The following is a 12,691-nucleotide window of genomic DNA, read 5'->3' as shown; positions in this document are numbered from 1 at the left end:
CCGGGCAGGCCGATAACCCGGCATCCTCCCTATTCTGACTTAGCCGAAGGTTGCCCATGGCCACCCAAAATGCCCGCGCGGACTCGTTGTCGCTGCTGCTGTTCACCCTGCGCAGCGGCAAGCTGATGGCGATCAACCTGCTCAAGGTCAGTGAAATCATCACCTGTCCACAGCTGACCAAGCTGCCCGAGTCGCACCCGCACGTCAAAGGCGTGGCCACTCTGCGCGGCAACTCGCTGTCGGTGATCGACCTGTCGCTGGCCATCGGCGAACGGCCGCTGGCCGACCCCGATGGCGGCTGCCTGATCGTCACCGAGATCAGCCGCTCGCGCCAAGGCCTGCATGTACAGGCCGTCAGCCGCATCGTGCATTGCCTGAGCACCGACATCAAACCGCCGCCATTCGGCTCGGGCAACCGTTCGTTCATCACCGGCGTGACCCGGGTCGACAACACCCTGGTGCAGGTACTGGATATCGAAAAGGTCATCCACGCCATCGCCCCGGCGCCAGCCGAGCCGCTGCCGGGCGAACTCGGCGAGGAAGACGCCAGCCTGCTCGCGGCCGCCAACATCCTGGTGGTCGATGACAGCCAGGTTGCCCTGCAGCAGTCGGTGCACACCCTGCGCGGCCTCGGTATCGAGTGCCACACCGCACGCAGTGCCAAGGATGCGATCAACGTCCTGCTCGAGCTGCAAGGCACCGAACGCGAGATCAACATCATCGTCTCGGATATCGAGATGTCCGAGATGGACGGCTACGCCTTCACCCGTACCCTGCGCGAGACGCCCGACTTCCAGCACCTGTACATCCTCCTGCACACCTCGCTGGATAGCGCCATGAGCAGCGAGAAGGCGAAGAATGCCGGCGCCAATGCGATCCTCACCAAGTTCTCCTCGCCCGACCTCACCGAGTGCCTGGTCACCGCAGCGCGCACCGTGGTATTCGCCGAACGGTAACACCTGGTTGCCATTTGCCCGGCGCACAACGCCAGCTGCATGCCCAGCGGGTGACGAGTCAGGCATAATCGGCGCTCCCTGGGCAATTGTTACCGGTACCCTGTATGAAGTGTTTGCGCTACCTCCTCGCTGTCTGCGCCCTGAGCAGCGGTGTCGCCCAGGCTTCCAGCAGTGAAGCCTGGAACGAATATCGCCAGCAGATGCTCAAGGACTGCCTGGCCGCCAGCCAACTGAAAGACGCCCACGCCCGCGGCAAACCCACCGAGTTCGATGATCGGGTCGGCTACAGCGCCCTGCTGATCGAAGGCATCTACCCGCAAAAGCACATGAAAAAGCGCACCGGCACCGAGCTGTGCCTGTATGACCGTGCGCACAAGCAGGCCTACGTCAGCGAGTGGAACCCCAGCGCCAAGTGAATCCACCCATTCGTTTTGCCTGCACCGGCTGTGGCAAATGCTGCACTGGCCACCATGTGCCACTGACCCTCGCCGAGGCCCGCCAATGGGTGGCCGCAGAGGGGCAGGTAGTGATGTTGATCGAAGGCTTCGTCAGCGATGGCCCAGGCATGCCGCTGGACCAGCGCGAGCATGTGCTGGGGCGTTCATATCCGGTCAGTTGCGGCGCAGCCGAGCTGCGCGTGTCGGTGACCTTTGCCGCGTTCAACCCTGGCCGCTGCCGCAACCTCGATGAAAACGACCTGTGCCGCATCTATGAAACACGGCCGCTGGTGTGCCGGATCTATCCCGCCGAGATCAACCCGCATCTGCCGCTGCGGCCGGAGAACAAGGACTGCCCGCCCGAGGCATGGCAACAAGGCCCTGAGTTGATCCATGGGCAGATGCTGGCCGATCCGCAGCTGGTCGCACTGATCGCCGCGTCACGCCAGGCCGACCGCGACGACATCGCCACCAAGGTGGCCATCTGCGAAGCGCTGGGGATGAACACCAGTGCCCTGAAAGGCAACGGCTTCACTGCGTACCTGCCGGACATGGGCGCATTCAGCACAGCACTGGAGCAGGTCGCCAGCGCTGAGCGTGCTGCCTGGAGCGTGCATGTGGTCGACCCGGCGCTGAGCGCCGAGCTGCTCGAACATGGCCTGCGCACGACCGCCGAGACGCCGCAGTACTACGCCTTTATCGGTTTCTGAACGACACTGCAGTGCGGCGCAGGCATTGAGCGCGCCACTGTGCCGGGCAAAACTGTCAGGGCTGACAGCTGGCTGTCACCCTGGCGACCCGGTTGCCGGGCTATAAGCTGTGAGTAGACCAAAGCATTTCCCCCTTCCCTTCGGCTACGGTACCCGACCCGATGCGACGTCCGTCCCGCTCTGTGATTGTGCTGTGTATTGCGCTGATCGTCCTGCTCGCGCTTGCCTGGTGGTTCAGCCAGCGCCAGGCAGCGCCGCAGAACCACGCGCCCAGCGCAGTGCCGGTGCGGGTGATCAAGGTGGCGCAGCAGGACGTGCCGCGCTTCGCCACGGCGATCGGCAGCGTGCTGTCGCTGCACAACGTGCAGATCCGCCCGCAGGTCGACGGCATTCTCACCCAGGTGCTGGTCAAGGAAGGTCAGTGGGTCAAGCAGGGCGATCTGCTCGCGGTCATTGACGACCGGGCCATCCGCGCCAGCCTCGATCAGGCCCGCGCCTTGCTCGAGCAGAGCCAGGCGCAGTTGCAGGTGGCTGCGGTCGATCTCAAACGTTATCGCTTGCTCAGCAGCGATGACGGCGTATCGAAGCAGACCTTTGACCAGCAACAGGCGCTGGTCAAGCAGCTGCAGGCAACCGCTAAAGGCAATCAGGCGGCCATCGTCAACGCGCAGGTGCAGCTGTCGTACACGCAGATCCGCTCGCCGGTGACCGGGCGAGTCGGTATCCGCAATGTCGACCCCGGCAATCTGGTGCGCAGCAGCGATACCCAGAGCCTGTTCAGCGTGACCCAGATCGATCCGATTGCAGTCGAGTTCGCCCTGCCGCAGCAACTGCTGCCCACCTTGCAGCAGTTGCTCAAGGCACCCGAGCCGGCACTGGTGCAAGCGTTCATGGATGCCGACAATCAGCGCACGCTGCTCGGTGAAGGCCGCCTGGCCTTGATCGACAACCAGATATCAGCCAACACCGGCACCCTACGCATCAAGGCCGAGTTCGATAACAAGGACGGCCTGCTCTGGCCCGGCCAACTGGTCACGGTCAAACTGCGCACAGGGCTTGATCGCGGCGCGCTGGTGGTGCCACCGCCGGTGGTGCAACGCGGCATCGATGGCCACTACGTCTATCGCCTGGACGGCGACAAGGTCACCAGCGTGCCGGTCAAGGTGCTGTTTCAAGACAGCGACCTGACCATCATCAGCGGGGTAGCCGCCGGCGACCTGTTGGTAGTCGATGGCCAGTCGCGGCTCAAACCTGGCGCGCGCGCCGAAGTGCTCGGCGATTCACCCGCCAGCACTGAGCTGGCCGAGCGCAGGCTACAGCCATGAACAGCCGCAACGGCCTCTCGGCCTGGTGCATCGATCACCCGGTGGCAACCCTGCTGCTGACCTTCGCGCTGATCCTGCTCGGCGCGATTGCCTTCCCCAGGTTGCCAGTGGCGCCGCTGCCGGAGGCGGATTTTCCGACCATTCAGGTCACCACCCAGCTGCCCGGGGCCAGCCCTGAAACCATGGCTTCATCGGTAGCCACGCCTCTGGAGGTGCAGTTCAGCGCCATCCCCGGCCTGGCCCAGATGACCAGCAGCAGCGCACTGGGTTCGACCAACCTGATCCTGCAGTTCAGCCTCGACAAGAACATCGACACCGCCGCCCAGGAAGTCCAGGCGGCGATCAACACGGCCACCTCGAAACTGCCCCAGGACCTGCCCAACCCGCCGACCTGGCGCAAGGTCAACCCGGCCGACAGTCCGGTGCTGGTGCTTACCGTCAGCTCGGCACAAATGCCCGGCAACGAACTGAGCGACTACGTCGAGACCTTGCTCGCGCGCCAGCTGAGCCAGATCGACGGGGTCGGCCTGATCAATATTTCCGGCCAGCTGCGCCCGGCCATCCGGGTTCAGGCGCAGCCGGAAAAACTCGCCGCCATCGGCCTGACCCTGGCCGACATCCGCCTGGCCATCCAGCAGACCAGCCTCAATCTGGCCAAAGGCGCTCTGTACGGTGAGCACAGCGTGTCGACCATCAGCGCCAACGATCAGCTGTTTCATCCCGAGGATTACGCCCGGCTGATCGTGTCCTATCGCGATGGCGCACCGGTCTACCTGAGCGATGTCGCCAAGGTCATCGAGGGCGCCGAGAACGCTTACGTCAAATCCTGGGCCGGCGATCAGTTGGGGTTGAATCTGGTGGTGTTCCGCCAGCCGGGGGCGAATATCGTCGACACCGTCGACCGCGTGCTGGCGGCGCTGCCGCGCTTGCAGGAGATGCTGCCGGCCTCGGTCGAAGTGTCAGTACTGCAGGACCGCACCCAGACCATCCGCGCCTCGCTGCACGAGGTCGAGCTGACCTTGCTGATTGCGGTGGTGCTGGTGATCGGAGTGATGGCGTTGTTCCTGCGCCAGTGGTCGGCGACCCTGGTGGTGTCCAGCGTGCTTGGCGTGTCGCTGATTGCCAGTTGCGCACTGATGTACGTGATGGGCTTCAGCCTGAACAACCTGACCCTGGTCGCGATCGTGATTTCGGTCGGCTTTGTGGTCGACGATGCCATCGTCGTGGTCGAGAACATTCACCGTCACCTTGAAGCCGGCGATGACAGCCGTACAGCGGCGATCAAAGGCGCTGGCGAGATCGGCTTCACGGTGATTTCGATCAGCTTCTCGTTGATTGCCGCGTTCATCCCGCTGCTGTTCATGGGCGGTGTGGTCGGCCGGCTGTTCAAGGAATTTGCCCTGACTGCCACCGCGACCATCCTGATTTCGGTGCTGGTCTCGCTGACCCTGGCACCCACGCTCAGCGCCCTGTTCATGCGCAGGCCGAGTGCCGAGCAGCATGGCGGTTTCGGTGAGCGCTTGCTGCGCTGGTACGAAAAGGGCCTGAATCGCGCCCTCGCCCACCAGCGGCTTACCCTCGGCGTGTTCGGCCTGACCCTGGCGCTGGCGGTAGTCGGTTACGTGGCCATCCCCAAAGGCTTCTTCCCGCTGCAAGACACCGGTTTCATCCTTGGCACCAGCGAAGCGGCGGCGGATGTGTCGTACCCGGCGATGGTCGCCAAGCACGAGGCGTTGGCGAAGATCATCGAGGCTGACCCGGCCGTGCGCGCGTTCTCCCACGCAGTGGGCGTGACCGGCAACAACCAGACCATCGCCAACGGCCGTTTCTGGATTGCCCTGAAACCCCGCGGCGAGCGCGACGTCACCGCCAGCGAACTGATCGACCGGCTGCGCCCGCAACTGGCCAAGGTGCCTGGGGTGGTGCTGTACATGCGCGCCGGCCAGGACATCAACCTCAGCTCCGGGCCGTCGCGCACGCAGTATCAATACGTGCTCAAGAGCAACGACGGCGTTGCCCTGAACCTCTGGACCCAACGCCTGACCGAGCGCCTGCGCGAGGTGCCGGCCCTGCGTGACCTGTCCAATGACCTGCAGCTGGGCGCCAGCGTCACCCGCATCGACATCGACCGTCAGGCGGCGGCACGCTTCGGCCTGACCACCACCGATATCGACCAGGCACTGTACGACGCCTTCGGCCAGCGGCAGATCAGCGAATTCCAGACCGAGACCAACCAGTACAAGGTGATCCTCGAACTGGACGCGCGCCAGCGTGGCAAGGCCGAAAGCCTCAACTACTTCTATCTGCGCTCGCCGCTGACCGGCGAAATGGTGCCACTGGCAGCGGTGGCGCATGTCGCTGCGCCGAGTACCGGGCCGCTGTCGATCGCCCATGACGGCCTGTTCCCGGCCGCCAACCTGTCATTCAACCTGGCGCCGGGAGTGGCCCTTGGCGATGCCGTGCGCATCCTCGAGCAGACCCAGCGCGAGCTGGGCATGCCCGATTCGATCAGCGGCAACTTCCAAGGCGCAGCGCAGGCCTTTCAGAGTTCGTTGTCGAGCCAGCCGTGGCTGATCCTCGCTGCGCTGGTGGCGGTGTACATCATCCTCGGCGTGCTCTACGAGAGCTTCGTGCACCCGCTGACGATCATTTCGACCCTGCCCTCGGCGGGGCTCGGTGCGCTGATTCTGCTCTGGGCGATGGGGCAGGACTTCAGCATCATGGGCCTGATCGGCGTGGTGCTGCTGATTGGCATCGTCAAGAAGAACGGTATCCTGCTGATCGACTTTGCCCTGGAGGCTCAGCGCAAACACGGCATGAGCCCGGAGCAGGCCATTCACCAGGCGTGCCTGACGCGCTTTCGGCCGATCATCATGACCACCCTGGCCGCGCTGCTGGGCGCGGTGCCATTGATGTTCGGCTTTGGCACCGGCGCCGAACTGCGCCAGCCGCTGGGCATCGCCGTGGTCGGCGGTTTGCTGGTCAGCCAGGCGCTGACCCTGTTTACGACGCCGGTGATCTACCTGGCGCTGGAGCGCCTGTTCCATCGCCGCCACCGCACCGACGCCGCCGCGCCACGTATCAGCTGAGAGCAGACCATGCGAGTACTGATCGTCGAAGACGAAGAAAAAACCGCCGACTACCTGCATCGGGGCCTGAGCGAGCAAGGCTTCACCGTTGACGTCGCCCGCGATGGCACCGACGGCCTGCACCTGGCCCTGCACAGCGACTATGACGTGATCGTGCTCGACGTCATGCTCCCCGGCCTGGATGGCTACGGCGTGCTGCGTGGCCTGCGCGCACGCAAGCAGACGCCGGTGATCATGCTGACTGCCCGCGAGCGTGTCGAAGACCGTATCCATGGCCTGCGCGAGGGCGCTGACGACTACCTCGGCAAACCGTTTTCGTTTCTCGAACTGGTCGCCCGCCTGCAGGCGCTGACCCGTCGCAGCAGCAATCATGAACCGCTGCAGGTGCAGGTCGCTGACCTTTCCATCGACCTGATCAGCCGCAAGGCCAGCCGCGCTGGCCAGCGTCTGGAGTTGACCGCCAAGGAGTTCTCGCTGCTCAGCGTGCTGGCCCGACGCCAGGGCGAAATCCTCTCCAAGACCGCCATTGCCGAGCTGGTCTGGGACATCAATTTCGACAGCGACGCGAATGTCGTCGAGGTGGCGATCAAGCGCCTGCGGGCCAAACTCGACGGGCCGTTCGCCAACAAGCTGCTGCATACCATCAGAGGCATGGGTTATGTCCTGGAAAACCGTGCCGGTTAATTCCATCGCGCTGCGCCTGGCCGGCTTGTTCATGCTGGTGGCGCTGGCGGTATTCCTGCTGATCGGCGCTGCGCTGTATCGCCAGGTCGACCGCAGCCTCGACCTGCTGCCCGCGGCCGAACTGGACGCCCGCTACAGCGTGCTCGAGTCGACCTTGAAGCGCTTCGGCACCCACGAGCATTGGCTCAAGGTCAGCAACAAGCTCAATTTGCTCAGTGAAGAAGATCGGCGCATCCGCTTCTGGGCGGTCAGCAGCGACCCGCAGTTCGAGTACGGCAAACCCAGCGAACAGATCCGCGCCTTCGCCGAAGGCGCCGAGGGCATGCGCGACCTGCGCCTGAACGGCAGCCCCTACCCGTACAAGATGTTGGTCAGTGAGCTGCCGCCCTTGGCACAGCGGCCGGCGCTGCGCTTCATTATCGGCATCGACACCGAAACCTTCTGGCAGGCGCAGCACAGCTTGCTGGTGGCCATCGTCAGCCTGGCCGCGCTGGGCGTGCTGCTGGCCGCCCTGCTGGGCTACTGGGTGGCACGCATCGGTTTACGGCCGCTGTCAGCGCTGTCCAGCAAAGCCCAGGCGCTGGCCGTGCCGCGCCTGGACGGGCGGCTGCCGACCGAGCAACTGGCCCCTGAGCTGGCGCAGTTTGCCGGCGCCTTCAACGCCACCCTGGAGCGGGTCACCCTCGCCTATTCGCGACTCGAGGCGTTCAACGCCGATGTCGCCCACGAACTGCGCTCGCCGCTGACCAACCTGATCGGCCAGACCCAGGTGGCACTAACCCGCGGACGCAGCGCCGAGCACTACCTTGAAGTACTGCAATCGAACCTTGAAGAGCTGGAACGGCTGCGCAGCATCATCAACGACATGTTGTTCCTGGCCAGCGCCGATCAGGGCAGCAAGGCCACCGCGCTGACCCAGGCGTCGCTGGCCGCTGAAGTAGCCACCACCCTCGACTACCTGGATTACATCCTCGAAGACGCCCAGGTGCAGGTCAGGGTCAGCGGCGATGCCATCGCGCCGATCGAAACCGCGCAGTTGCGCCGAGCGCTGATCAACCTGTTGCACAACGCCGTGCAGCACACCCAGGCCCATCAGGTGATCACCGTGCGCATCGATGCGCAGCCTGAGCAGGTCAGCATTGCCGTAAGCAACCCCGGCCCGGCCATCGCCGACGAGCACCTGCAACTGTTGTTCGAGCGTTTCTACCGGGTCGATGCCGCGCGCAGCAACAACGGCGCTGGCAATCATGGCCTGGGCCTGGCGATCGTCAAGGCAATCGCGCTGATGCACGGCGGTGAAGTATTTGTGCGCAGCAACCACGGCAGCAACACCTTCGGCATACGCCTGCCGAGCGCTCAAGCCAGCGGGTTTGCCGCTGATAGCTGATGGTTTCGCCGGTTATCATTACTTTTTTCGCAACAGTGCATCTCCAAGCGGATGCTGTTTCTGCGGGCTGAACAGGACTAATTTGGCGCCTGTCCTCACTCACACTTGCAGCGCAAGAAGGTTGTTTCAAATGTCCAACAGTATGGGTATCGCGAGCCTGTTCGTTGCCTCTTCCCTGTTGTTGTCACCGCTGGCCATGGCGGAAGAATCGCCGGCCTTTGTCGCCCGTAACGCAGCCCTTGCCACGGCCCATCAAGAAGCCCGCGAAGGCTATGCCGCGCAATCGGCTGAGGCCGGCAAAGATGCGCAGCAGACAGCCGCCAAGACTGACCAGGATGCTGCCAGCGACAGCTGATCGAGCTACCTGCATCTGCCCCTCTTCCCAAGGCCTGCACGTGGGCGCCCTGCGCGCCGATATGTTAGCCTCTTCAAGCCGCTGCTGATCAGCGGCTTTTTTTATGTCCAAAATTTGCACCACGCAGATACCTTGACTCACTGCAGTCACTGCGTTTTTCGACAATAAAAATTGCCCCACCGTCAGACCAAAGGAGCTCTAACCGGTGTCTTCCGCTTTCCGTTTCACCCCGCTGTTCATTGCATTCGCCGCAACGATGCCAAGCGTTGCCCACGCCGACGAAGCCGCTGAAGGTTTTGTTGCAGGCTCCTCGTTCAACCTGCATCTGCGCAACGCCTACTTCAACCGCAACAACCTCAATAGCGGTGTGCGCGACAACCGTGAATGGGGCCAGGGTTTCGTCGCCCGCTTTGAGTCCGGCTACACCCCGGGCACTGTCGGCTTCGGCCTGGATGCGCACGCCATGCTCGGGCTCAAGCTCGATGGCGGTGGCGGCTATGCCGGCACCAGCATCCTGCCTGAACACACCAAGGCCAACGGCGAGCTGGGCGCTGCGCCGCACGCCTTCTCCACTGCCGGTGCCGCGCTCAAGCTCAAGGCGTTCGACACCGAGCTCAAGGCCGGTGACTTGTTCCTCAGCAACCCGGTCATCGCCGGCGGCGAAACGCGCATGCTGCCGCAGACCTTTCGCGGCGTCAGCCTGAGCAACAACAGCATCGACGGCCTGCTCCTCGAAGGCGGCCAGGTCAGCTTCACCAAGCCGTACAACCAGAGCGGCCATCGCCGCATCGACACTTACTACGGCGCCTTGCAGGACAACCGCGACAGTCAGCACCTGAGCTGGGCCGGCGCCTCCTGGAGCGGCAGCGAAGCGATCACCAGCAACCTCTATGCAGCCGAGCTGAAGGACATCTGGAACCAGTACTACTTCGACTTTGACTACACCTATGCAGTCAACGACCTGGTCAGCCTCAACCCGGGTTTGCACTTCTATCACACCCAGGACACCGGCCAGGCGCTGCTGGGCGACATCGACAACAACACGTTCAGCCTGCACTTCACGGTCAACGCCGGTCATCACAGCGTTACCGCCGCCTATCAGCGGGTCAACGGCAACACGCCGTTCGACTACATCAATCTGGGTGACAGCGTGTTCCTCGACAACTCGCGGATGTACTCGGACTTCAACGCACCGAACGAGCGCTCGTGGAAGCTGGCCTACGGTTATGATTTTGCCGGCCTCGGCGTCGATGGCCTGAGCACTGAGCTGTCGTACTCACGCGGTGAAGCAGACCTGACCAAGGCAGCGCAAAACAACGCCTACTACGACTACTACAATGCCGACGGCAAGCACGCCACCCATTGGGAACGTGACCTGGACATCAAGTACGTATTCCAGCAGGGCGATTTCAAAGACCTGTCGGTACTCCTGCGTTATGCCAGCCACCGCGCCAACCAGGCCTACGCTGCCGAGCAGGACAACGATGAAATCCGCCTGATCGTGGATTATCCGCTCAACCTGTTCTGATCGCGGCCTGCAAGCACGGGGCACTCTGCAATGCGGCTTTGCCGCTGCAGAGCGCCCCGTATCAGCCCCGCCAGCGCTGCACGCACTCGTCGGATGGCCAGATAACTTCTTGTCCGACAATCACCGCTTCCCTACACTACCGCCGCCCCGCCCTGGCCCTACCCTCAAGGACACGAGGGACTTACGCAGTTGCGAGCCTCATGTTGCCCAATCGATCACCGGGGAATGCCCCGCTCAAGTCGCACCCCGAACTGTTGCTCAATCTAGGCAGCTGCCTGGCTGTGCTCGCGATTTTGGCGATAGTGGTGTTCTTGCTCGCCCGCGAACGCGACAGCGTCGAGCAGTCGGCAATCCGCTCGTCGAGTAACATCGTCCAGCTGATCGAGAGCGATGTGCTACGCAACATCGAGCTTTACGACCAGTCCCTGCAAGGGCTGATCTGGGCAGTCGGGCGCAAGGAATTGACTGGCGTGCCGAGCGAGCTGCGCCAGCGGCTGCTGTTCAACGAAGCCTTCATCGACCGCCGGCGCGGTGACGTACTGTGGATCGATGCGCAGGGGAACGTGATTGGCGACTCCACCAGCGCTGTCCCGCGCAAGGCCAACTTCGCCGACACAAAGGTATTCAAGGCCCATCAGGCCGACCCCAGCCTGGGCATGTTGATCGGCCCACCGTTCAAGGCCAGGCTTGGCGACCTGGACTGGTGCATCAGTTTCAGCCGGCGTATCAACGGGCTGAATGGTGAGTTCGCAGGTATTGCTGCCGGCGCACTGCGCCTAGGTTACGTCAGCGAGCTGTTCCAGCGCCTGGATATCGGTGTCGACAGCAGCATCAGCCTGTTCAACACCGACGGTCAGTTGCTGGCGCGCCATCCCAGTGCGGCACCCAGTACGCTGATCGGCAGCAACTTCAGCAGCCGGCCCAACTTCCAGCGCATCCTCAGCCAACGCAGTGGCAGCTTTACTGCCAAGTCCAGTGCTTCCGGGGTCGAGCGCCTGTACACCTTCGCCCAGGTTGCCGACCAGCCACTCGTTGTGGTGGTAGCGCACTCGAGCGATGAAGTATTCCAGTCATGGCGCCGTACCGCCGCCGTGGTGAGCATCGCCACGGGCGTGCTGTGCATCGCCATCCTGTGGCTGACGGTGCTGCTCGGACGCGAGCTGCGCCGTCGTCAGGAGCTCGAACTAGGCCTGGAAAAACTGGCGGCAACCGACAGCTTGACCGGCCTTGCCAACCGCCGGCGGCTGGATCAGGTGCTGCGTCTGGAATGGGCACGGGCACAGCGCAACCGCAGGCCGTTGGCGATCCTGATGGTCGATATCGATCATTTCAAGGCGTTCAATCAACGCCACGGGCATGCCGGTGGTGACCATGCATTGCGGGAAGTCGCGAAAACCATAGAAGGCTGTATTCGCAGGCCTTCAGACTTGGCAGCGCGCTATGGCGGCGAGGAATTTCAGATCGTGCTGCCGGAAACCGAACAGGCTGGCGCACTGCTGCTGGCGCAGCGGATCAAGCAGGGGGTGGAGGGCTTGGCGCCATTTGGCGCAGATACCCACTCGGTGACGGTGAGCATCGGCATCGGCCTGTACATCCCCGGTACCCAGCAAGACTTGGCCAGTCTGCTGAGCACCGCGGACGAGGCCCTCTACCGGGCCAAGGCCAAAGGCCGTAACCGGGTAGAGGGACCGCTCGATTAAGAGCGGGCGCGTGCTGCGTCGCGCAGGACCTTCACTTCATCGTGATTGCGCTGTACGCCTTGCAGCTGGGTTTCGACCAGGTTGTAGCTGCTATCGGTAGCAGTACGGCCGAGTTTGACCAGCTTCTCACGGGCCTCTTTGTAAGCCTTGAGGGCGTGGTCTTCACCGCGCTCGACTTCATTGAGGATCGCTTCGTCATCCTTGCCGGTCAGCAGCGACTTCAGATTGACCCAACCGCGGTGCAGATCACCACTGACGCTGGTAGAGGTTTCTGGATCGCCGCCCAGACGACGCACTTCGCTCTGCAGCTCGGCAGCCGAGGTAGCGCAGCCAGCAGCGCGCTTGACGAAGAACGCTTTCAGCTCAGGATTCTTCACGTCCTCGGCAGAGGTCTTGAAGCCTTTCTCGCCATCCTTGCTGTATTCGATCAGGTCGTTGAGGACGTCGATTACATCTTTGTTTGGATTGCTCATTGCTCAAACTCCTTGGCAGTGGGAAGTGGTTATATACAGAGCAGGCT

Annotated in this window: 11 protein-coding genes; 10 read left to right on the top strand and 1 reads right to left on the bottom strand. The window is 63.2% G+C overall.

Annotated elements, in window-relative coordinates; genetic code table 11:
• Positions 1–56 precede the first annotated feature (56 nt).
• The 10 genes from IDM28_RS03490 to IDM28_RS03445 all read left to right on the top strand — a co-directional run bounded on the left by IDM28_RS03490 (position 57) and on the right by IDM28_RS03445 (position 12,171).
• Positions 57–956 carry a chemotaxis protein gene (locus IDM28_RS03490; protein ID WP_101316622.1) on the top strand — a complete coding sequence of 300 codons (900 nt, stop codon included), beginning with the start codon at positions 57–59 and terminating at the stop codon, positions 954–956.
• Positions 957–1,060: 104 nt separating this feature from the next.
• Positions 1,061–1,372, top strand: coding sequence for a hypothetical protein (locus IDM28_RS03485; RefSeq protein ID WP_101316620.1), 312 nt, complete (start codon positions 1,061–1,063; stop codon positions 1,370–1,372).
• A complete protein-coding gene (locus IDM28_RS03480; protein ID WP_188035373.1) occupies positions 1,369–2,103 on the top strand; it encodes a YkgJ family cysteine cluster protein in 735 nt (244 codons plus the stop codon). Before IDM28_RS03485 ends, IDM28_RS03480 begins: the two co-directional genes overlap by 4 nt.
• A 161-nt stretch (positions 2,104–2,264) precedes the next feature.
• On the top strand, positions 2,265–3,428 hold the full coding sequence (locus tag IDM28_RS03475; protein ID WP_188035372.1) for an efflux RND transporter periplasmic adaptor subunit: 1,164 nt from the start codon (positions 2,265–2,267) through the stop codon (positions 3,426–3,428).
• Complete coding sequence (locus IDM28_RS03470; protein WP_150573626.1) at positions 3,425–6,517, top strand: multidrug efflux RND transporter permease subunit; 3,093 nt, start codon at positions 3,425–3,427, stop codon at positions 6,515–6,517. Before IDM28_RS03475 ends, IDM28_RS03470 begins: the two co-directional genes overlap by 4 nt.
• Before the next feature lie 9 nt (positions 6,518–6,526).
• Entirely contained in the window at positions 6,527–7,201 is a 675-nt protein-coding gene (locus IDM28_RS03465; RefSeq protein ID WP_103436083.1) for a heavy metal response regulator transcription factor, read from the top strand.
• Entirely contained in the window at positions 7,176–8,588 is a 1,413-nt protein-coding gene (locus tag IDM28_RS03460) for a heavy metal sensor histidine kinase (protein WP_150570081.1), read from the top strand. The genes IDM28_RS03465 and IDM28_RS03460 overlap by 26 nt, the downstream gene beginning before the upstream one ends.
• A gap of 130 nt (positions 8,589–8,718) precedes the next feature.
• Positions 8,719–8,943 carry a hypothetical protein gene (locus IDM28_RS03455; protein ID WP_188035371.1) on the top strand — a complete coding sequence of 75 codons (225 nt, stop codon included), beginning with the start codon at positions 8,719–8,721 and terminating at the stop codon, positions 8,941–8,943.
• 205 nt (positions 8,944–9,148) lie between these two features.
• Complete coding sequence (locus IDM28_RS03450) at positions 9,149–10,471, top strand: OprD family porin (protein WP_150570079.1); 1,323 nt, start codon at positions 9,149–9,151, stop codon at positions 10,469–10,471.
• A gap of 203 nt (positions 10,472–10,674) precedes the next feature.
• The gene (locus tag IDM28_RS03445; RefSeq protein ID WP_101322943.1) at positions 10,675–12,171 is read left to right on the top strand and encodes a sensor domain-containing diguanylate cyclase; all 1,497 of its coding nucleotides are present in this window, start codon (positions 10,675–10,677) and stop codon (positions 12,169–12,171) included.
• Here the strand turns inward: IDM28_RS03445 and IDM28_RS03440 are convergent.
• Entirely contained in the window at positions 12,168–12,644 is a 477-nt protein-coding gene (locus IDM28_RS03440) for a ferritin-like domain-containing protein (RefSeq protein ID WP_101316604.1), read from the bottom strand. The genes IDM28_RS03445 and IDM28_RS03440 overlap by 4 nt on opposite strands.
• Between the last annotated feature and the right edge of the window lie 47 nt (positions 12,645–12,691).

Source organism: Pseudomonas sp. EZ-C24, from assembly GCF_014525325.1.
Classification (GTDB): Bacteria; Pseudomonadota; Gammaproteobacteria; order Pseudomonadales; family Pseudomonadaceae; genus Aquipseudomonas; species Aquipseudomonas shirazensis.
The sequence above is the reverse complement of the archived record's forward strand: the minus strand, read 5'-3'. Positions and strand labels throughout refer to the sequence as shown.